We start from the raw sequence: 21,273 nt of genomic DNA on the forward strand, positions 1-21,273 counted from the left end.
TACGTCTCGCATAATTTTATGCACATTTGCATAAAATGTTACTTTCCCCCTATGACAATGCTATTCGTTGGTATTAACAGTGATTACTATATTTAAATGTAAAAAAGTGGTACCCATTTTAGAATAATATTTACTTTTTAGCAGTTTGAAAGTTTAGGGCTATGTTTACAGGTAAAAATCCCTCACTAGGAAGACAGATTATTCATCTACCTAGGAGGGATATTTTTAGTCGGACAATTCAAAACTTGAAATTAAATTTCGGTTGTTTCCTCTCTCTTTTTCTCGTGGCCGTGGTTAAATATCCAATATGGTTCCAGCACTTTTTTCACGTGATTCAGCGTTTGAATAACCTTAGGGTCAAGCTCTCGTTCCGGCACAAGGTGAGGGTCTTCCCATTCTGAATCCACATTCATAAGCCCCTCTATTACTCCTAATGTAGCTACAGGTAAGTAATGTAAGCTGTAACCTCCTTCTTGCAATATAGCTAATTTCCCGTTTGAATACTCTTCCGCTAACTCCCGAATTTTCCTTCCCATGTAACGAAATCCTGAGCGTAAGACCATCATTCTTGCAAGTGGGTCTAACGCATTGGCATCTTGCCCAGCAGACACTAAAATCAAGTCTGGCTGGTATTGCCGGATGACCGGTTCAATAACTTCTTCAAAAGTTAACATGTAGCCCTCATCACCCGTCAGCGGCGGCAATGGAATATTGATGTTGTATCCTTTTCCTTTTCCCTCTCCTATGTTTTCTAACTGCCCTGTATCTAGTGGAAAGTAAGCTTCTTCGTGTATCGATATAACAAGTATGTCATCGTTCTCATAAAAAATTTCTTCTGTTCCATTCCCGTGATGAACATCCCAATCCAAGATAAGTACCTTTTTAGCTCCGTACGTTTCCCGAGCATAACTAGCTGCTACTGATGCGTTATTATAAAGACAAAACCCCATAGCCTGATTGCTTTCCGCATGATGACCCGGCGGTCGAATAAGAGCATATGCCTGGTCGATATCTCCCTCTCCTAAACAGACGTCAACTGCTTTCATGGCACCTCCAGCGGATAACCTGGCAATTTTTTCAGAGACGGGAATGGCATATGCTTCGGGTCCAATTTCTCGCACACCTTTTTCACAACAATCAACCACATGTTGGATATGCTCTTTTGTATGCACTCTTAGCAAATCTTTATCTTCTGCTTCATAAGGCACATAAGAAGTCATTTTTGAAGCCATACCTGTTTTTTCAAGCATCTCTTTTATTACAACTGCACGTTTAGGATTTTCAAATTCAGGTGTGGCCCCCATCGTGTCACCATTTGAAAATGTGTAAATAAGATCACCGACATCATGTTCTAAATATCGTTTATCCCAAATAAACCCTGTTTTTATCATAACCTTTCCCCTCTCTTCACTACATTTAATTAGATAAATTTAGTTCAGCGCCAAGTCCTCTTAAAAAGCCATAAAATCTATACTTTTTGACGTTATATAGATGAGGCTGGGACAAAAGTATTTAAATGAAAGATAAATCCGAACAACTTATGTTGTCGCTTTGTCAAAATACTTCGCTTTCCGCGGGCACGGCTTCAGCTTCCTCGGAAAGCGAAAACGGCTTTCCTGCGGGATCTTCAGCTCGTGCTGTTCCCGCTGGAGTCTACGTATTTTGACTACGCTGATACACTGCGTTTATGAAACGGGTGACTCCTTCAACATGTGATCGTTCGTCTTTAGAGTTGACTATTCTAGTTTTGTCCCAGCCTTATAAACCGTTACATCATAATTCCCAACACTAAATATCCTAAGGCAGCGATACCACCACTTAAAAGTACATAAGGCATTTGTGTAATAACATGAGTCATTGTATCGATACCTGCTCCTGTGGCAGAAAGTACAGTAGCATCCCCGTACGGACAGGCATGACTACCAAATGCTCCCGCAGATATAACAGCACCTAATGAGAGCCACATATTGGCATCTAGGGCTCCCGCTAATGGGATGATAATTGGCAATGTCACTGCGTATACTCCCCAGAAAGAACCAGTGGCGAACGCAACAAGCCCCATAGAAACAAAAGCCACAACGGGTAACATACTTGCACTCATTAACGGTTCCACTGTTTCAATAACAAATGCGGTTAAACCTAATTGCTCATTGGCATCGACCAATATGAATGAAGCCACTACAATTCCGAGTGGGTATATCATCGGTCGAAATCCTTCTAATAAACTATCAAACAGTTCACTCACTTTCATCAAGCGCTGTACCATCAACATAACTAATGTGACGGCTACGGCGACCATTACCCCTTGAAGTAAATCAATTTCCGCATACCACGTATATCCTATGAGAACAATAATTGGAATGAGAAAGTTATATATTTTTGGTTTCGTTTTACCTGAAGAACCATCTCCTTGCTCAATAGAAGCTGCTACTTCATCATTTCCGAGCGAGGTATTACCCGATCCTTCCGGAACACAGATTCCAAGTTCCTCTGCTCTTATTTCTGCTTTTTTCATCGGACCAAGCTTCGGAATCACGCCTAAGATCGCTAGTAAGACAACAATTAATGCTACCCATCCATAGAATATGAAAGGAATAACTTGTAAAAAAGCTGCTCCCCCCATGCCCGCTGCTGCTACTTCGTTACTTTCAAACAACCCTGAAACATATACCGCCCATGTGGATAATGGAACGAGAACACAAACAGGAGCAGCTGTAGAATCTACTACATACGCAAGAAACTCTCTCGATGTTTTAAACTTATCAGTTATTTTTTGCATGGAGGTACTAACCGTCAATACATTTAAATAATCATCAATGAAAATCACGATGCCCATTAACCAAGTAATGAAAAGGGCTCCCTTTTTTGATTTGATTTTTGACGACACAAAATTCCCGAATGCTAGTGCTCCTCCTGATTTTACGAGCAATGAAATAAGCCCTCCAAATAGCAAAATAACAAGAATGAGCCATCCGATGGTAGGGTCCCCCATCACTCCTAAAGATGAATTGACAAAAGCAGGGAAAAAGCTTTGTTGCTCTAAAAGTATAAACCCTATCAAAGATCCAAAGATTAATGATTCTAACGTTCGTCTTGTAATGAGTGCAAACACTAGGACACTTAAAGCTGGTATAAGACTAATCCACCCTGCATGTTCCATCATAATCCCCCCCTTAATTTTTCATTGTATGCGTTTACAATGTTGCAATTTTCATTCCATTCTATAATTTTCCGAATTAAGGCTATATTGACGGTTTTAAGAAAGGTAACTTATTATTTATTCCATGCGGTTTCGTATAATCTATTACTTATTGCATAAATCCTGATTTTTTATGTGAAAACCATATTATTCCTAGGTTTCTTCTCTAATATTTTCTATGTTCAGATAATATTTATGCTTTATTGCATATATTATGCTATGATAGAAACACAACTCACTGTGAGGGAGGGATTTTCGTGTCTACATTAATTAAAGATAAACTTCATCCTCTCTTCACTATTTCTATCTCACCCGAAGAAGAAAATTGGAGAGAACGTTTAAAGGAAGAACCCAGCCCATTCCTATTTATAGAAAAAAACAATAAGATTCAGTCTTATATTTATTTGCGCGACACCAATTGGGAGCATATTGATGACATCACGATTGAGGATTTATTAAACCATTCTCACTCCTTGCAAAACGTCGGTGTGATTAATAAAACTCAAACTGTCATCCCCCCTTCTTTCATTTTTCGAATTCTCGGTGAACCTCTTGCATTAGTGAAAGACGATGAGGGAGCATACTGTGGTTACATCCGACGCGAAGACCTTTTAGTAGAATTATTGAGGCTCGAAGATGACAATACGAACTTGCTAAAAGTTATGCTATCCTCCATTCCAATGGGGTTATTTATTACTGATAATGAAGGGATTATTGTAAACTCCAACGAAGCAGGGATGAGGATGATCAAATCATCTCTTCAAAATGTAGAGGGCAGTCCGGCTGCTGAGTGGTTTAACGGGGACCATATCGAGAAGGTTTTAGCCACTCACAAAAAAATATTAAACCAGATTCAAATCGAAGGGGAAGCCGGCGTACTCGTCGATTATATTCCAATTATGGACTCAAAAGACAACCTCGACGGCATCATGATAGTTGTTCAAGATCTTCCCAAAGTAGAAGAAATGGCCATGGAAATTGAATACGTCAAAAATTTGAATGCTGATTTAAATGCTATTCTCTCTTCCATGTATGATGAGATTATCGTCGTAAATGACAAAGGGGAAATACTCCGCTACAATGATAACTTCATTGCCGGTGTAAAAAATGATAATGTAAAAAATCTCGTCGGCCATAATTTATTTGAACTTGAAGATCATGGCTTTTTTAATCCATCGATCATGAGATTAGTGTTAGAACGACGGGAAAAGGTCTCTATTGTCCAAGAAACAGAACACGGAAAAAACATCCTTGCGGTTGGCAACCCAGTTTTTGATGAAAATGACAATATACACCGGATCGTTATTGCCTTGCGTGATATTACAGAAACAACTAAATTAAAATCTGAATTAAATGAAACAAGAAAATTAACGAAAAGATATAAGGAAGAACTAGAAAGCTTGCGAAACCTTGAACATTCCTCTAAGGAAATTGTTTATTGCAGCCCCGCCATGGAACAAGTCATGGCTAAAGTAAAAAAGCTGGCTGAATTTCACTCCACCGTATTAATTCTCGGCGAGTCAGGAGTTGGAAAAGAATTAATCGCCCAATCTATTCATAAGCATGGGCTGCGTGCAGACAAACCATTCCTCTCTATAAATTGCGGTGCTATTCCAGAAAATTTATTGGAGAGTGAATTGTTCGGATATACGAAAGGTGCTTTTACGGGAGCGGATACACAAGGTAAGAAAGGTTATTTTCAACAAGCTGATGGAGGAGTCCTTGTTTTAGACGAAATCGGGGAAATTTCCCAGCAATTACAAATTAAATTACTCCGGGTATTACAGGAAGGAGAAGTTCTCCCAGTAGGAAGTTCTGTACCTGCGCCTGTTGACGTTCAAATCATTGCGTCAACAAACAAAGACTTAGAAAAAATGGTTCGGGAAGGTACATTCCGAGAAGACCTATATTATCGCATCAATGTCATACCAATTGTTGTTCCTCCATTGCGAGACCGATCAGAAGATATACCACTGCTTGCTTATCATTTCCTGCAGCAGCTAAACGTGAAATACGGGAAAGAGTATTATTTTTCCCCAGATGCACTTAACTTATTGGAGGTATATTCATGGCCTGGTAACATAAGAGAGTTACAAAACATTATAGAGCGCCTCGTGGTAACAGCTGAGGATCAAGTTATTTCTGCTGAATTCGTACGACCGCTGCTTAAACTTGGAGATAGCGGAAAACATAAACCTATTATCACTGACATCATTCCTTTTCAAGAAGCACAGGAATCAACGGAAGAACAATTAATATTATTGGCTATGGAAAAATACAAAACTACTACAAAAGCAGCCCAGGCTTTAAAAATCAGTCAATCGGCTGTAAGCAGGAAGTATAATAAAATATTGAAGAAACAGAATCAACTTCACGTTAATGAATCCTAGTATAGTTACTTGTCATTACAAGGGGCTGTGTGCCGGGGGAATCCTTACCACTTGGAACCAGTATTAATCTGCGGCATATTCGAACATAAAGAGCTGCCCTAGGTGAGAACAAACCTGCCAGCATCGAAAAAGGCTGTCACAAGATCATTTTTATGACCTTTTAGACAGCCTTTCTTCTTCTTAATTCTTTACTTTTTTTCTGTACAGCTCGTATATTTCCTGAAATGTCTCAGGATCTGTTTCGTAAAGTCTTTCTTTCAATGCTTTATCGAATAATTTGCGATACCCTTCTCTCTTCACATGTTCTATCAATTGCTCTACTTCTGGATGGTAGTGATAAGGCAATTGATCTAACGTCTCTTCCGGATATTGCAGCATTTCATCTGTGTACGTGTGCATGCGGTCGATGCTAAGCGTATAACCGTATAAATTCACTTCTTCGATAATAGCCGTCCGTCCTCTATGCTTCATCATGCGATGAGAAAATACATCACTTGTCCCGTTTCCTTCATTATAATAATTCACATTAACCACTAGGTCAGGTTTCACCTGAACTAGGTCACCTTTTTTGAATTTCATGATGATCGCCTCACTTCCGTTACCTATTTTCCATCATTTTTTGTTATTTAAACATCTTATCCAAAAACTCGACAAAGTTGTCGGCGTTTTGTCTACATAATTTCATCTTTCATGGCATCTTTTACCCTCTGCCTATGAATTAAAACTTCCGCTTTACCGATATTTAAATTCAATGAATTAAAAATAAAACCTAACGAAAGTGAGAAAGACAGTCTTGGTTGAGCGGGAAGAAGAAGTGATTATCGAACGCTTCTTGACATTTAGAGTTTTTCGTCCGTCGTTTACTAACGGTTCCTTTTTTTATCGTTTATTCGATGATAAAAATAAGTGCGGATGACTTGTTCTGCTGTGTAGATTAAGAGTTCATCTGTTCTGTTCATGGACTGTTGCAAGGATAATGGTTGATTAATAATACTGTGGACACTGACTACACCAAATGGATACAGTTTTTCGATCCCTTCTCCTACAGAACCCGCCAAAATAACTGTTGGTACTCCTTGTTTATTCGCTTCTTGAGCTGCCCCCATCGGCGTTTTACCTGCAGCAGTCTGAACATCGACTTGACCTTCCCCCGTAACGAGTAAATCAGCTCCCTCCAATGCTTCAGACAGTTTAGTGTATTTGATGACCACATCAATTCCCCGTCTCATCTCTGCGTCAAAAAAAGCTTTAAAAGCCCCTCCAATACCTCCAGCGGCACCTGCACCTGGAAGATCATGAAGACGCACACCTGTTGTTTTTTCAATATTGTCTGCCCAGTGAGCCAAATTAGCGTCTAACTCTTGTACTTGTCTGAGGCTTGCTCCCTTTTGAGGACCAAATACGTAAGAAGCTCCTTCCGTACCAATTAGAGGGCTCTCGACATCCGATGCTATAAGAAATGTACAATTCCTAATTCTTTTATCAAGAGAGGTAGCGTCAATAGTATTCAGATCCGCTAAGCAAGCTCCTCCGAAACCAATGTCTTTTCCTTCTCTGTCCAACAGGCGTGCCCCAAGTGCCTGAAGCATACCGGCTCCTCCGTCATTCGTAGCGGATCCTCCTAACGCCAAGATAAAGGAGGTATACCCTTGATCTAAAGCATGTTTTATTAATTCACCCGTCCCGTATGTCGTTGCTTTCATAGGATCTAGCTTGTCTTGAGGAACTAAATATAAACCGGATGCTTCCGCCATTTCAATAACACAAGTTTTTCGATCACCTAATATTCCGTAGGACGCGCTGACACTCTCCCCTAAAGGACCAGTCACTTCAATGCTTTTTTTCTCTCCTCCAGTAGCGGTGATCATAGTATCCATCGTTCCTTCGCCGCCATCCGCAAGAGGGAGAAGTAGCGTATTGGCATCGGGAAACACCTTCTTTATGCCAGTTTCAATGGAAACAGAAACCTCTTTTGCACTTAAACTTCCTTTAAATGAATCTGGTGCTACGATAATTTTCATAAGAACCCCCTTATGTAAAACGCAGTTTACAGCAAGTATATCAGATGATTTTTATACTTCTTACTTTTAAAACAGCCCAGCTAAAACTTTCTATTCATTAAAAAAGCTGTCCTTAGAATACTCCAAGGACAGCTTTTCAAAATTAAAAGTTAGACAGTACTTTCCGCTATTTCATAATCCACCTCAAAGCCCATGTCTTTTAACATTTGGTGATCTTTCGTCCCTTCTTGTCCGCCCGTTGTAAGATAATCACCAATGAAAATGGAGTTCGCTGCATAAAGACCCATTGGCTGTAAAGAACGTAAATTTACTTCTCTTCCTCCTGAAATTCTTATTTCTTTTGTTGGATTAATATATCGAAACAAAGCTAACACTTTCAAACAGTAAGAAGGAGTCAATTCATCCGTTCCTTCGAGAAGAGTCCCATCAATAGCATGCAGGAAATTTACCGGAATGGAGTCTGCATCAAGCTCTCTGAGTGACTTTGCCATTTGAACAACATCTTTCTTGGTTTCTTTCATTCCTACAATTATCCCAGAGCATGGTGAAATTCCGGCAGATTTCGCTTTCTTTACTGTATGAACACGATCCTCATACGAATGACTGGTCGTTATGTTATCATGGTGGTTTTCAGATGTGTTTATATTGTGATTATACCGGTCTACCCCCGCTTTTTTTAGTTCCTTTGCCTGTTCAGGTGATAAAATGCCTAAACAAGCACAAATTTTCATATCAAACTTTTCTTTAATCTCTTTCACTGCAGTGGTAACTGTTTGCAACTCACGATTCGTTGGTCCTCTACCGCTAGCCACAATACAGTACGTGCCCGACTTCAGACGGTGCGCTCGTTCAGCCCCCATAACAATAGAGTCCTTATCCATCATTCGGTATTTCTCAATAGGAGCCGTAGAGTCGCGCGACTGTGAACAGTAACCGCAATTTTCTGAGCATGCCCCTGATTTTGTATTTATTATCATATTTAATTTCACTTTATTGCCGTAATAGTATTTTCTTATTTGGTAAGCCCCATTTAACAATTGTAGCAATTCTTCATCTGGACTGTTTAATATCGTTAATGCTTCGTTATCCGATAATTGGTAACCTTCAATAACTTTTTGTGCTAAGTGATCCCAATAACTCATCATTTTCTCCTCCTTATTAAGCTGCATCTTGCTTTCGACTCATTATCCCTTTGATAGCCGGTATACTGTGGAGGCGATAAGCAAACAATCCCGCTAACACTGTGATTACAACGTCTTTAGGCAATGGAACCAGCATCCATAACCAAACTAGCGTATATGTAAGATTCTCCGGAGCCTCGAACCAAAACTGGTAAGCAATATACATCCAATTTGTTCCAAGAATGTAGTTAACTAACATTCCTGCTAGTGCTGCAAGAACATAATTCCATCTGCTCCTTTTGTATTCGATTATTTTACCTGCTACAAAAGCAACTAAAATGAAAGACCATATGAACCCGAATGTAGGCGAAATAAGTGCCGACATACCTCCCTTAAACTGAGCAAATAATGGGACGCCAGCTAACCCTACTACCATGTATACGAACATAGAAAATGCTCCCAGCCTGCTTCCTAGAATAAGCCCTGCTAAAATAGCAAAGAAGGTTTGCAGAGTGATGGGAACACCCCCTATTACCATAAAGGGGATGAGTGATGTTATATTCGCCCCTATGGCTGTAAGGGCAACAAATAAAGCTCCTAATGCAAGGTGGAGCGGTGACCATTTTCTGCGATTCATTTTAACACCTCCTTTTATTATTGTTTTATCGTTAACTTATTTTAAAAATATGTTAACATATTTTGTACAAATGAGCAATTTACTTATAGAGAGTACCATTTCTATATTTTTTAAGGCTCAACTTCAACAGCACCTTCCTGCAAAAACATGTTCTCGCAGGAAGGTGCTGTTTTACAACATACGTTACATCCAGAAGCCGTTATGACTGTTTTCTTTCCTTAGTTTTGTCTCACACCCTATCCTTCGTGACCATTCCTAACTTCTTTACAAATGAGGGTCTGGCAGATCATCTGAATGCCGCATGACAGCTGGAAGAGTATCATGAATATATGGTGGTGCAGGAGGTAGTTTCGGTCTCTCACCAAAAGCTGGTGAATTCTCAGCATAGGTAAATGTTCCACAGCCATCCATACTTGGACCATGTGCCCATCTACCGGCTGCACTTTCATTGCCTGCTGATGTATTAAAAAAAGTATAAGATACCTCCTGTTTCTCTAATTCAGGCGGAAAAGTACTTGGTACTACGATATTCTCTTTTGCCTCCAATTCTTTAATAGCGGCATACCATTGATTCTGATGCATTCTATCTCTTGCAATAAGCCAAGACAGCATATCTTTGACACCAGGATCATCAGTTAATTCATATAAACGTACAGCTTGTAATCTTCCCTGTGATTCTGCATTTAAATTAGCACGAAAGTCGGCGAGTAAATTCCCGCTCGCTATGATGTAATCTGCCGTCCAACGGTTACCGACACTATCAGACGGCATAGCACCCAAACCAGACACAATTTGATGTTGTGGGTTAGTCCCTCCTAATATAGCGGCAACCACAGGATTTTTAGCTGCTTCCTCTAAATCTGCATCCGGAGCTCCATCCAACAATCTTGCTATCATCGTAGCCAGCATTTCAATGTGTGCTAACTCCTCCGTCCCTGTATCCATTAACAAGTCTCGATATTTGCCATCTCCTCTCGTATTCCAACCTTGAAATAAATACTGCATGGCAACAGAGATCTCTCCAAATTGTCCTCCCAAAATTTCTTGGAGCTTTTTTGCGTAGACGGGATCCGGACGCTCAGGCTTTGCATGGTATTGAAGTTCTTTCATATGGTAGAACAAGTGACACACGCCCTTTTTATAAAAGTATTAGGTTTTAACCTAATCCATTTGTATTCAGGGGAGCGTTTCCTTGTGAAAAAAGACCGTCAAAACGGTTGTTGCCGTTCAGACAGTCTTTTTAGCGTTTGTTTTATAATTATTCCTTTATTCCTTCCAGCCACTCTGAGTAGCATTCATCGCACAATACCTCTTCTCGCTCTTCCTTCTCCCGAAAAAAGGACACATGATGGATACGTTGCTCAGTAATGGCATCATCGCAATAAAAGCAAGTATTTCTCATTTTTCACACATCCTTGTATCAGACTTAACACCATTATTTTGACCATTTATACCAGGAGGATACTACTAGCCACCTTTATTGTTCCTCATCCCTGCAAAATATAAAAATACCCAAGTTAATACAACAGGACAACGAGGGATAAAGCGCGACAACTTGGAAAAAATAATTATGCAAAGTCTAAATACACCTGCTTATGCAGAGGAGATAGAATATGAATTTACAATTAATTGAAATATACGTACCAGAGGAGGAATTTCCCCTTTTAGATAGCAGTTTGGAAAAGTTTGAGTTCATTACTCGTTGGGTTTCTCAAGAATCGACTGGCTATAAATTGGTAAGAGTTCTTGTGAGTAAAGAAAACTCGGAAGACATTTTAAATTACTTAGAAAAAACTTCACAACAATACGATGAATGGAAAGCACTATTATTTTCACTTCAAACGTCCATACCTAATATAAAAGAGGATGAAAGTCAAAAGAACTCAGAGAAAGAGAAAGATGAGAGAGAGCTTATCCGGGCAAGCCGACATGAATTATATTCGGTTGTCCACTCATCAAGCGAGACTTCGAAGAGTTTCTCTTGGTTTTTGGTTTTCTCTGCCTTGGTAGCAGCTGCTGGAATTTTTAAAAATAGTCCAGCTATCGTTATAGGGGCTATGATGATTGCCCCTTTAATAGGCCCATTTACTGCACTGGCTTTTGCCTCTGTACTCGGAGATTATAAACTATTACGAAAATCAATTACTTCTTCTTTTTATGGTCTCATACTTCCCATCAGCATCGCAGTGTTTTTAGGAATAATTTTTGAGCTTCCATTAGAAAGCCAAGAGTATTCATCACGGATGAATATCGAATTCATTGATATTATTGCAGCGTTAGCCTCCGGGGCAGCAGGAGCAATTTCTTTCTTGAAACGAGTCTCAGAAGCATTCGTTGGTGTCATGGTGTCAGTCGCTCTTCTTCCACCGGCTGTCGTTTTCGGTATGACTGTAGGGGCAGCCCAGTGGGAAGAAGCAGTCACACCCATTTTGCTATTACTGGTTAATATTTCATCCATTGTCCTCTCCGCCATCATCGTCTTTTGGTTAAGCGGTATCCAGCCAGTCAAATGGGGCGAAATACAAGAGGCCTACACTTCCCGAAAATACGCTCTACTTTTTGTCAGTATTATTATACTCGTCTTATGTATCGCCATTTACTTTATTAATTTTTAAAGAGCTCTTCCTCTATTTTCTTCTTCTTAAATCATGTTCCCTTCCATACATTGTTAATTAAGTAATCACGATATAAAGGAAGAGGGATAACATGATTCATATTCAAGGATTTTCCTCTCCAGGAAACAACATGTGGATACCGGGTAGCATAGAACATACCATTTACCATGCTATGAGTACTTCACCTGATCATTTCTCATTTCCAACAGAGACAGATTTAAAATTTACGGTGGAGTGCCGAAAAAGAATCTTAACAAACGCAAATGCAATGAATCGAAGCCACGCTCAGTTCGAAGTGTTTGCACGGTCCCGATGTAATCCTCGCTATTGGTTACGAACGAGAACTGGAGGGTTTCAACTAAGATCCGGCGTCAGCCCGGCTGCTGCTATTGAAGACATTCAAGTAAATAGCAGTCAATATGCATTCGAGTGCGCAACCGCTATGATGATTATACTTTACCAATCCGTTCTTCACATGATTGGCCCCCAGATGTTTGACCGCTTATACACAGATCTATATCTATACAGTTGGGAGGCAGACCCAGACTTGGGGTTATCTGCTGATCATACGGCATCCATCATTCCTGGGGACGTAGTGTATTTTCATAACCCTGACTTCTACCCTAAAACCTCTCCATGGCGTGGGGAAAATGCCATTGCAATGGGGAACAGTATTTTTTTCGGTCATGGTATTGGAATGAGGAAAGCGGAAGAAATTGTTCATATCTTAAACCAGCATAGACGCAGAGGTTCAATGAGATCAGCTTATTTAATGAGCACCGCCACACGGTTGGATTTTGTACGAATTGCTTCCTCTATCAATGGTCTCTCTCGGTCTGCCGTTTCGAAAATTCCTTCTCCTATTGTTCATCATAATCAATCATCGATTTCGTATGATATGTATAAACGGAAAAAACTCCCGTGAAGAATATAGGTCCGGGAGAAAAACAGGTTTATTATGTTAAATACCGGGAATTATATTGACAATTGCAAGTAATTGCTTAGCTGGCGACAAATTTTGGTAGGGGACATGAAAAACACCCCACCTCTTATGTCTAAACCGTACGGAGGATAGGCTAAGAGAAAAAGGATCTTGCCCCTTAAACCGCCCATTTTCTATGTAAAAAGAGGCTGTTACGATAAACAGCCTCCATAAGTTAACGGATATTGAATTAGCGCTCAAGTGCTCTTTCTAGAAACACTGCAAAATGAGCACGTGTAGTTTCTCGTCTTGGTTCAAATTCATTGTTGGAATTACCAGTAGTGATTCCACTTCCAGCTAAAGCATGGATATGTTTAGCATAGGGATGATCCTCACTAACGTCTATAAATTCTTTATCATATGTAACGCCATTCAACTCAAATGCTCGATAGAAAATCACTGCCATATGTTGTCGTGTAAGCGGATCTTCCGGCATAAAGTTATCATCTTTATCCCCTGTAATAATTCCAGCTTCGTTCACAGCTTGAATTGCTTCCACGTGTTCTGTGTCACCGTTGACGTCATGAAAGTCTTTGCTGCTTCCATCGTGAGATAAATCCAAAGCGTTCGTTAAGTATGCAGCTGCTTCTGCTCTTGTGATACTAGTGGATGGCTTAAATGTGCTATCACCGTAACCGCTCATGATTTTTTGATCTGCTAATTCTGAAATACTATTATAAGCCCAATAATCATCTTCTACGTCATGATATTCACCTTCAGGCAGCGGCTCTAGCTCCTGGGACTTTACAGCTTCTTGCGCTTTATCCTCGTTTGCAATGACTCGTTTTGCACCAACATAGCGATCGCCCCAATAGTAAGGATCATCTAACTGAGAAATAATTACCCCTTTTGAAGTTGAGGAATGAATAAACTGACCGTTTCCTATGTATATCCCATTATGTTGAATGCCCGAACCGTGAGAGAAAAAGACAAGGTCTCCTTTACGAAGATCAGATTTTGAAACAGATTTTCCGACTCCATATTGTTCTGCTGCTGTCCGAGGCAGCTCTTCTCCAGCTTTCTTAAAAGTGTATTGAATAAAACCAGAGCAATCAAAGCCGCCAGGTGTTGTTCCTCCCCATTGATAAGGAGTCCCCATGTGTTTTTTTGCTTCAGCGATGATCTCATCTACTTTTCCGGCAGCTTCCGACACCCCTGGCTGGATGCTGAAAGATGCAAGCAGCATAAAAAGGCCTAACACGCCCACTAAGCTTCTTTTGACCAAAATGGCCACCCCTTCCCCCAATATTCTCTCTATGTATATTTGTGTGAATGTTCGTACTCTATGTAGAAATCTAGTAAACAGTGTAACATGCTAAGTATCTTATTATGTTACAGGAATATAACAAGTATAATACAAATGATGACATATTCATGTATTTTCATGCATAATAACCAATTTTTGTAACATAATCTTCCTTCCTCCTATCTTTCTACCAGTTATTCGACATTCACTCTGACACTATGTTATTTAACCACTGTTAATTTTTGATGAAGATACAGAAATGTAACAAATATATTAAATGAGTGGATCTATTTTCTTCCTAGTAAATGCACTGCTCCCTCCTTTTCATTTTTTCAATAATTAAATATTTTAAAGGAATAGGAATGCTTTTATCAGTAGAGGGCGTACCGAGGTGGTGGTCGTTATGTTTACTTACATTCTGACGGGGGAAAACTATGCATAACACGACCTAAATCGATAGGTGGGGTTACAATTAGTATTTCTTTACCAAATACAACCACCCGAGTGGAGGAGAATACAAAAGAGGATATCAATCAACAAATCCAAAGCGAAATTCAAGAAAGTATTCAATATTACCAAGAAGCTAGTCCTGCCTCTATACTGGGACGGATAAACGAATTAGACAGAGAATGGGATACAGAAAGAGTACTAGAGGCAAATGCCTCCAGTTTAGTAGTGATCGGTAGTGTATTGAGTTTATTCGTTAATAGAAAATGGAGTCTGCTGCCAATCATAGTAGGGAGCTTTCTCTTTCAGCATGCCACTCAAGGCTGGTGCCCTCCTTTAAGTATCATTAGACGAGCAGGCATACGTACTTCGTCAGAAATCCAAAAAGAAAAACAAGCACTCTTGAATATCTACCACAAGATAAAAGTCGAAAATGCGTCACCACGCTAACAACCGTAGTTGCACATTATAGATCTAGAAGGTTCAATCTTCCGTTATTCCAACGGGAGATCGAACCAAAAACTATGTCTGTGACCATCTGTTTGAAGGCCAACTTGACCTCCGTGTTTTTCGACAACTTCCTTGACGATAGCAAGTCCAATTCCTTTTCTTTCCGAGGATGCTTCCGTGCTTTCTGTCTGGTGATACCGATCAAAGATTTTATCTTTCTCTTCGGGCAGTATTGTCTTCCCCGTTGTCTCTACTTCGATATGATAATCTTTTCTCTTTGTATATCCTTTTATTTTAATAGGTGATCGGCATTCTTGATGTTCGATTGCATTTTGTACCAAATTAATCAATACACTTTCCATTTGATAAGGATCTATCTGTAAATCGCGTTCTTCCACTTCTACGCTTATTTGTATTTCTTTTTCTAATAAATCCCATCTGAAAAGTGTTATCGAACGATCAATCAGTTCTTTCATATTCACTTTCTCTTTTTTGAGTTTCCTATCCGTGATTTCTATTTCCCACTCTGACAATTTATATAGATCATTTACCATGTTAATAAGACGAAGCGCTTCTTTATGCAATGCATCGTATAAAACGGGACTGCCAGGTATGATCCCTTTTTTTAATCCTTCGAGATATCCATTAATATTCGACAAAGGTGTTCTTAACTCATGCGCCATTTCTGAAACGAGACGTGTTCTAGACTCTTCTATACTTTTTAGCTTTACTGATAATGCGTTAAAATTCCTAGTCAAACGGTTAATTTCGTTTTCTTGATGCGTCATCTCTATGTCTGGGAAGTCCCCTTTTATTAAGTCCTCTGTGGAATCTGCCAATTGCTGTATAGGGGACAACACTTTCTTTAAGAGAAGATAATAAAACACGCTGCCAGAGAGGACTGATATCAACAGTACAGCGAGGACAAAGTATAGAAAAGTTTCATTAAAGGTTTGCTGTTGAACTTGGTTTACTCCATTAAGGTTTCCAACTAACTGACACGCAAATTGATAAACCGTAAAACCACTTAACCCTATCATTAGACTAATAATAACGATATTACCAATTGTTAAACGGCTGATTAATGTTAAGGAAGATGGAATATGCTTTTTACTCAACAAACTTATACCCCATTCCTCTAACTGTGATTATTCTTTTGGGTGCTGAAGGATCTGCCTCTATTTTTTCACGCAAATGCTTGACGTGTACATCTATCGTCCGGTCCTGAATCACATTTTCGGACAGAGGATATATCTGATCAATTAACTGTTCTCTTGAGAAAAGGATGTTTGGGTGCCTCATGAAATGGTATAAAAGCGTAAATTCAATTTTCGTTAAGGAAAGAGTTTGACCATTTAATTCAGCTTCTCCTTTTCGAGGCATAATTGTCAGACCACCGTACGTGATCTTCTGACACAAGTGACCTGTGCGTCTGAGGATTGTTTCCACGCGGGCTACCAGTTCTTCGGGGCTAAATGGTTTTGTTACATAATCATCAGCCCCCATTTTCAGTCCTGCTATTCTCTCACGACTGCTTACCTTAGCCGTTAACATGAGAATCGCTGTGTCCATATCTTGATCACGCACCCATTGACATACTTCTTCCCCTGACATCTTAGGAAGCATTAAATCGAGTATAATTAAACAAGGGTTCGTTCGTTCAATCATCTGTAATGCTGTTTCTCCATCAGACGCAGTAAGTACCTCATAATTTTCCTTTTCCAGATATATTTTTATGAGATTTTGAATCATAGGATCATCTTCTACCACAAGCAATGTTTGCTGTAACAATGACGCCACCTCATTCGATGGAGGAATAATATTAATTTAATGATTCCCACTCTTCCACCATATAATCATAAGTCATGGGGCCAACGCTAATACTTTGAACTATCCCTTTCCTATCAATAAAAAAAGATGTCGGAATTGGCTGCACACCAAAATCATTGGCTGCTTCTACTTTCTTATCTAACACGATAGGAAATGTTAAATCAAATTCGTCTACGAAAGCTTCTACACTGTTTAATCCACCTTCTGTTTCTGTTAAGTTCACTGCTAAAATATTAGCATCGTGTTCTTCGTAAAAATCTTGCATGTCCGGCATTTCAGCCCGACATGGTGGGCACCATGTTGCCCAAAAGTTGATCAGGACTTTTTCCCCTTCGTACTCTGACAAAGTGACTTCATCTCCAGCTAACGTAGTAAGAGTGAAATCAGGAGCTTTTTCTCCCGTTTGAATCCAGTCTCCTTTTTCTGATACAGGTGCTTCACTTTCTTCGAGCTCAAATTCATTTGCTGACTCTGATCCATTGGAACTTTCTTGTGAATTAGACTCAGCACCTCCTGTCTGATCGTTTGTATCAAACGCTTCATAAAAAGCCCATCCGAGCATCACGACAACGATAATTCCAATTATCCATGTTCTCATCGTTACACCTTCCTCCCTTTATCCTAAATTTGCAAACCACGTGCCTTCTACTAATCGAAGTAAGTATATCGACAAACGAGTTAACTCACCGGTATACAGGAGAACACCTATTATTATTAATAAAACGCCTCCTATTTTCATAATGATGTTTGAATATTTAATGATCCACTTGGTAGACCCTGCAAAAAAGCCTAACGCTAGAAAAGGTACCGAAAAACCAACAACATAAAAACTCGTATACCACAAACCTGAGGATGGTTGGGATGCAGCGAGCATTAGTATGGATGCAAAGATGGGACCGATACACGGCGTCCATCCAGCTGCGAAACCTATCCCTACTAGAGTGGTTCCGGCATACCCTGCCGGTTTTTTTGTAAATCGTAACCTTTTATCTTTCGCGAGTAGTTTTATATTTAACCACCCTGCGATGTACAGCCCCATAATAATAACAAACACTCCACTGATCCTCTGAAGGAGTAAACCACTATCCCCTCTAAGAAAACTGTTTACAAATTGTCCGGCATAGGACGCACCAAGACCCAGGCCAATGAAGACAGTGGAAACACCCGCCAGGAAAAACAAGGAATGTGTAAGTACTTTCATACGCACTTCTTTCGTTTGATTCCCTTGTAAATCTTTCACTCCCACCCCGGTGATATAAGACAAATAAGCTGGAAACAATGGAAGTGTACAAGGAGAGATGAAAGAAATAAATCCAGCCCACAACGCTAACCAGATCGTTACATCTGCTGCTCCCATGTTACCTCTCCTTTCTAATAGATTGATGTAGTGACATAGAAATCAAAATAACGACAATAAGGAGTACTAATAAAAGAAACCACCATTCTGGTATGTAAACAAATATCATTTTGGCTGTATAGCTTAAGCTTCTGATATACATTAGCGAGCCATATACCATCAAAATAATGGCTAGTAGAGTTTGATTAGATAATAGGCGATGCAGCAACAGAAACAATAAAATCAAGATAGCAATAATAATAATGTGATAGAGAGTCGCCATTCCATCGCTTCCTGAATACAACATATAAGTCAAATAGAAAAACTCAGTAAGTAGATATATCAATGCTGTACGGAGGCTTGTTTCCGAAAATGAAATGCTATGCTTTCTACATCCAATGAATAAATAAATAATGGCTGCAATCCAAGCAACCGTCCATTCTTCCCAAGCGCCTGGTGCTGCTAATACAGAAAGTGGATATCGAATACCAATTGAAAAATGAAACAAAAAAGATGAAAGCTGGTATACGATGACAAATAAAAATAAAGTATTACTTAGAATTTCCAATTGCTTTTTGCTGTTTGTAAAATAATGAGAGTTATGTAGGAGAGCAAATGCCATTATTAAAGAAACACCCATTGCTACCCAGTCTTTATTTATGATCAACGAACCAACTTGCCAAACACCTTCCATTGTGATTCTCCTTATTCTCTGCTCCTTGATGCTTACAGTGTAGTTCACTTTTGTTAAGTTTTTATTAATGCTCAGAAACAGGAAGGTTTTTCTATATGATCGCCTCTGCTAAAATTTTATTGGGAAGAAAGCATCAATACAGGAGCATTAAAGGGGTAATCCATTAAATGAACGACAGGGAATGAACTTCCATAATCCTCCATCTATAACATTCAATAGAAATACCTATTCAAATAACTAATCAATACATTTTTGTCAAGGTCAAAAAGATCTGTTTTTATAGTTTTTTATTTGAACATTGCCTTTTCAATGCTCTAAACCCCTATTTAAAATGGTTTTTTCGTTGAAATATTCATAAATTTGTATTATTATAATTTTGTGAATTGGTTCTATATAACTAATAGTTACATGGGTCTAAATTATTATATTTGTAAATTTTATTGCTATTTCTGAAATTTTACATTAATATCACAAACATACGATGGTCTACATGTCGACAGTTGACCTGTGTCGTTGCAATGAAGCGTTTTCATTTCCGTGTACGGTGTGTGCTTTACATTAATTAGGGGGGTAAAAACATATGAAAAAGTTTAACCGTAAATTTTTAACTGCCATTCCAATTTCTTTATTCTTTTCCGTAATGGTTGGCTGTGGATTGAGTGAGGATTCAGGTGGGTCTGGAGATGCTGAGGGAGAAGCTAGCTCTGTAGGAGATAGCAGTGAAGCATCCGTTGAACTAAAGATTTCTCACCAATGGCCACAAGCAACGACAGAAGAGGGCGATTTTCGTTCTGTATTAGCCGAAAAATTCGCACAACAAGTTCAAGAGAAGTCAGATGGAGAGATAGCATTTTCTATTTATCCTTCTTCCTCATTAGTAGGAGCAAGAGAACAATATGATGCTATGTTAAACGGCTCCCTGGACATGTCTGTTTTCCCACTTGACTACGCTGGAGGAAAAGTACCGGAATTTGGTATTACGTTAATGCCAGCGCTTATTAGAAACCATGAGCAAGCACAGGCATGGGAAACTTCTGAGATTGGTCAAAGAATAGAAGAAATTGCAGAAGAAATTGCAGAAGAAAATGGGATGAAAATCTTAGTATGGGTTTGGAATGCAGGTGCAATTGGTAATTCAGGAGATCCTATCGTAAGACCTGAAGATGTAGAAGATGTGACGATGCGTGCTGCTGGAGCACGTGTGGAGGAAATGCTGCGTGACGCTGGAGCTAGTATTACTAGTATGGCTTCCTCTGAGATGTATTCTGCCTTCCAAACTGGTGTATTGGACGCCGGCATTACATCTAACTCTTCCTTTGCATCGTACAATCTGCAGGAACAAATAAGTTCATTTACTACTTCTTCGGAAAATACATTCTGGTTTATGGGAGAGCCATTAGTTATAAGCATGGATGCATGGGAACAGTTATCAGAGGAACAACAGCAAATTTTTGAAGAAACAGCTGAAGAATTACAACCTTGGGCATATGAAGCTTCAGAAGAAGACGATGAGCGTGTAACTGAGTTATTTAAAGAAGAAGGTCTAGAAGTTGTAGATATGTCAGATGAAGCCTACAACGAATGGTTAGAACTAGCTGAACCAGTTTGGGAAGAATGGGCTAAAAACACTGACAACGGTGAAGAATTACTAGAACTAGCAAAAGATGTCCTTGAAGAGAACTAATTTCCAAAGGCCCAGATGAGCCACGTATAGGCTCAACTGGGCTGTTATCCATCATCATGATTTAAATGGAGAAGGAGGCTGTGTTATGGAGGCCGAGCAAAATAAAAAGCCAATATGGGCACGAGTCATCGACGGGATAAGTGAAATCAGCGGGTACCTAGGAGGAATCGCTATTTTCGCCTCCACCCTTATCATTGTTTATCAAGTGATTGTCCGTTCATTTTTTAATGTTCCTACCGTATGGCAAACTGAATTAAGTATATATTTATTGATGTTCGCTACTTTTGTCGGCGCTACTTATGGTTTAAAGCACAATTCACACGTTGGGGTAGATGTGATAATAGAAAGACTACCAAAGCGCGGACAAAGCATTTTGCGAATCTTCACTTCTCTTTTATGTGTAATATTTACCGTTGTATTATCCTGGAAAGCATGGGAGCTATGGTGGGAAGTTACCGAGAACGGCTGGCATTCTTCTACTTTATGGGGACCTCCTTTAACGTTTCCTTATTTTATTCTCCCTTTGGGGATGACGTTCGTTACCCTTCAGTTTATCGTTCTCATTTACGAAGAATTTGTTAAATTAAAAAACATCAATCAAACCTAAGAGAGTAATCGCAT

19 protein-coding genes are annotated in these 21,273 nt (G+C 39.4%); 6 read left to right on the forward strand and 13 right to left on the reverse strand.

Features of this window, described 5'->3' with window-relative positions; translation table 11 throughout:
- Positions 1–251: 251 nt before the first annotated feature.
- Both BM095_RS11645 and BM095_RS11650 read right to left on the reverse strand, forming a co-directional pair.
- Positions 252–1,391 (reverse strand): class II histone deacetylase, encoded by a 1,140-nt coding sequence (locus BM095_RS11645; RefSeq protein WP_091661917.1) that lies wholly within the window; start codon positions 1,389–1,391, stop codon positions 252–254.
- A gap of 377 nt (positions 1,392–1,768) precedes the next feature.
- Entirely contained in the window at positions 1,769–3,163 is a 1,395-nt protein-coding gene (locus BM095_RS11650) for a Na+/H+ antiporter NhaC family protein (RefSeq protein ID WP_218151631.1), read from the reverse strand.
- 293 nt (positions 3,164–3,456) lie between these two features.
- On the opposite strand from BM095_RS11650, the gene BM095_RS11655 reads away from it, so the two are divergent.
- A complete protein-coding gene (locus BM095_RS11655) occupies positions 3,457–5,589 on the forward strand; it encodes a sigma 54-interacting transcriptional regulator (RefSeq protein ID WP_091661925.1) in 2,133 nt (710 codons plus the stop codon).
- A gap of 180 nt (positions 5,590–5,769) precedes the next feature.
- Here BM095_RS11655 and BM095_RS11660 read toward each other — a convergent pair whose 3' ends face one another.
- The 5 genes from BM095_RS11660 to BM095_RS11680 all read right to left on the reverse strand — a co-directional run bounded on the left by BM095_RS11660 (position 5,770) and on the right by BM095_RS11680 (position 10,490).
- Entirely contained in the window at positions 5,770–6,168 is a 399-nt protein-coding gene (locus BM095_RS11660) for a hypothetical protein (protein ID WP_091661929.1), read from the reverse strand.
- 284 nt (positions 6,169–6,452) lie between these two features.
- Positions 6,453–7,610, reverse strand: a complete 1,158-nt coding sequence (locus BM095_RS11665) for a glycerate kinase (protein ID WP_091661932.1) — start codon at positions 7,608–7,610, stop codon at positions 6,453–6,455.
- 149 nt (positions 7,611–7,759) lie between these two features.
- On the reverse strand, positions 7,760–8,752 hold the full coding sequence (gene bioB / locus BM095_RS11670; RefSeq protein ID WP_091661934.1) for a biotin synthase BioB: 993 nt from the start codon (positions 8,750–8,752) through the stop codon (positions 7,760–7,762).
- A 16-nt stretch (positions 8,753–8,768) separates the two neighbouring features.
- Positions 8,769–9,368 carry a biotin transporter BioY gene (locus tag BM095_RS11675; RefSeq protein ID WP_091661937.1) on the reverse strand — a complete coding sequence of 200 codons (600 nt, stop codon included), beginning with the start codon at positions 9,366–9,368 and terminating at the stop codon, positions 8,769–8,771.
- Positions 9,369–9,632: 264 nt separating this feature from the next.
- Entirely contained in the window at positions 9,633–10,490 is an 858-nt protein-coding gene (locus BM095_RS11680) for a manganese catalase family protein (RefSeq protein WP_091661940.1), read from the reverse strand.
- A gap of 491 nt (positions 10,491–10,981) precedes the next feature.
- On the opposite strand from BM095_RS11680, the gene BM095_RS11685 reads away from it, so the two are divergent.
- Together BM095_RS11685 and BM095_RS11690 are read left to right on the forward strand one after the other, a co-directional pair.
- A complete protein-coding gene (locus BM095_RS11685) occupies positions 10,982–11,983 on the forward strand; it encodes a TIGR00341 family protein (protein WP_091661943.1) in 1,002 nt (333 codons plus the stop codon).
- A gap of 91 nt (positions 11,984–12,074) precedes the next feature.
- Positions 12,075–12,908 (forward strand): protein-glutamine gamma-glutamyltransferase, encoded by an 834-nt coding sequence (locus BM095_RS11690; protein ID WP_245757892.1) that lies wholly within the window; start codon positions 12,075–12,077, stop codon positions 12,906–12,908.
- 247 nt (positions 12,909–13,155) lie between these two features.
- Here the strand turns inward: BM095_RS11690 and BM095_RS11695 are convergent, their stop codons facing one another.
- Complete coding sequence (locus tag BM095_RS11695) at positions 13,156–14,190, reverse strand: C40 family peptidase (protein WP_143083224.1); 1,035 nt, start codon at positions 14,188–14,190, stop codon at positions 13,156–13,158.
- A 525-nt stretch (positions 14,191–14,715) separates the two neighbouring features.
- On the opposite strand from BM095_RS11695, the gene BM095_RS11700 reads away from it, so the two are divergent.
- Complete coding sequence (locus BM095_RS11700; RefSeq protein ID WP_218151632.1) at positions 14,716–15,108, forward strand: YgaP family membrane protein; 393 nt, start codon at positions 14,716–14,718, stop codon at positions 15,106–15,108.
- 44 nt (positions 15,109–15,152) lie between these two features.
- Here BM095_RS11700 and BM095_RS11705 read toward each other — a convergent pair whose 3' ends face one another.
- The 5 genes from BM095_RS11705 to BM095_RS11725 are packed head-to-tail and all read right to left on the reverse strand — an operon-like array spanning position 15,153 to position 18,968.
- Positions 15,153–16,226 (reverse strand): sensor histidine kinase, encoded by a 1,074-nt coding sequence (locus BM095_RS11705; protein WP_143083225.1) that lies wholly within the window; start codon positions 16,224–16,226, stop codon positions 15,153–15,155.
- Complete coding sequence (locus BM095_RS11710) at positions 16,219–16,899, reverse strand: response regulator transcription factor (protein WP_091661954.1); 681 nt, start codon at positions 16,897–16,899, stop codon at positions 16,219–16,221. Before BM095_RS11710 ends, BM095_RS11705 begins: the two co-directional genes overlap by 8 nt.
- A 31-nt stretch (positions 16,900–16,930) precedes the next feature.
- The gene (locus BM095_RS11715; protein WP_091661957.1) at positions 16,931–17,536 is read right to left on the reverse strand and encodes a redoxin domain-containing protein; all 606 of its coding nucleotides are present in this window, start codon (positions 17,534–17,536) and stop codon (positions 16,931–16,933) included.
- 18 nt (positions 17,537–17,554) lie between these two features.
- A complete protein-coding gene (locus BM095_RS11720; RefSeq protein WP_091661960.1) occupies positions 17,555–18,295 on the reverse strand; it encodes a cytochrome c biogenesis CcdA family protein in 741 nt (246 codons plus the stop codon).
- A 1-nt stretch (position 18,296) separates the two neighbouring features.
- The gene (locus BM095_RS11725; protein WP_091661963.1) at positions 18,297–18,968 is read right to left on the reverse strand and encodes a hypothetical protein; all 672 of its coding nucleotides are present in this window, start codon (positions 18,966–18,968) and stop codon (positions 18,297–18,299) included.
- Between the two features lie 580 nt (positions 18,969–19,548).
- Between BM095_RS11725 and dctP the strand changes: the two genes are divergently transcribed.
- Together dctP and BM095_RS11735 are read left to right on the forward strand one after the other, a co-directional pair.
- Positions 19,549–20,652, forward strand: a complete 1,104-nt coding sequence (gene dctP / locus BM095_RS11730) for a TRAP transporter substrate-binding protein DctP (RefSeq protein ID WP_091661966.1) — start codon at positions 19,549–19,551, stop codon at positions 20,650–20,652.
- An 85-nt stretch (positions 20,653–20,737) separates the two neighbouring features.
- A complete protein-coding gene (locus tag BM095_RS11735; protein ID WP_091661968.1) occupies positions 20,738–21,259 on the forward strand; it encodes a TRAP transporter small permease subunit in 522 nt (173 codons plus the stop codon).
- The last annotated feature ends 14 nt before the right edge of the window (positions 21,260–21,273 follow it).

This window comes from Alteribacillus iranensis (assembly GCF_900113025.1).
Taxonomy (GTDB): Bacteria; Bacillota; Bacilli; order Bacillales; family Marinococcaceae; genus Alteribacillus_A; species Alteribacillus_A iranensis.

Bases quoted from the DNA above. Each gene is read 5' to 3' on its own strand.
- BM095_RS11645 (WP_091661917.1), bottom strand. From the start codon at position 1,391: ATGATAAAAACAGGGTTTATTTGGGATAAACGATATTTAGAACATGAT.
- BM095_RS11650 (WP_218151631.1), bottom strand. From the start codon at position 3,163: ATGATGGAACATGCAGGGTGGATTAGTCTTATACCAGCTTTAAGTGTC.
- BM095_RS11660 (WP_091661929.1), bottom strand. From the start codon at position 6,168: ATGAAATTCAAAAAAGGTGACCTAGTTCAGGTGAAACCTGACCTAGTG.
- BM095_RS11665 (WP_091661932.1), bottom strand. From the start codon at position 7,610: ATGAAAATTATCGTAGCACCAGATTCATTTAAAGGAAGTTTAAGTGCA.
- bioB (WP_091661934.1), bottom strand. From the start codon at position 8,752: ATGAGTTATTGGGATCACTTAGCACAAAAAGTTATTGAAGGTTACCAA.
- BM095_RS11675 (WP_091661937.1), bottom strand. From the start codon at position 9,368: ATGAATCGCAGAAAATGGTCACCGCTCCACCTTGCATTAGGAGCTTTA.
- BM095_RS11685 (WP_091661943.1), top strand. From the start codon at position 10,982: ATGAATTTACAATTAATTGAAATATACGTACCAGAGGAGGAATTTCCC.
- BM095_RS11690 (WP_245757892.1), top strand. From the start codon at position 12,075: ATGATTCATATTCAAGGATTTTCCTCTCCAGGAAACAACATGTGGATA.
- BM095_RS11715 (WP_091661957.1), bottom strand. From the start codon at position 17,536: ATGAGAACATGGATAATTGGAATTATCGTTGTCGTGATGCTCGGATGG.
- BM095_RS11720 (WP_091661960.1), bottom strand. From the start codon at position 18,295: ATGGGAGCAGCAGATGTAACGATCTGGTTAGCGTTGTGGGCTGGATTT.
- BM095_RS11725 (WP_091661963.1), bottom strand. From the start codon at position 18,968: ATGGAAGGTGTTTGGCAAGTTGGTTCGTTGATCATAAATAAAGACTGG.
- dctP (WP_091661966.1), top strand. From the start codon at position 19,549: ATGAAAAAGTTTAACCGTAAATTTTTAACTGCCATTCCAATTTCTTTA.
- BM095_RS11735 (WP_091661968.1), top strand. From the start codon at position 20,738: ATGGAGGCCGAGCAAAATAAAAAGCCAATATGGGCACGAGTCATCGAC.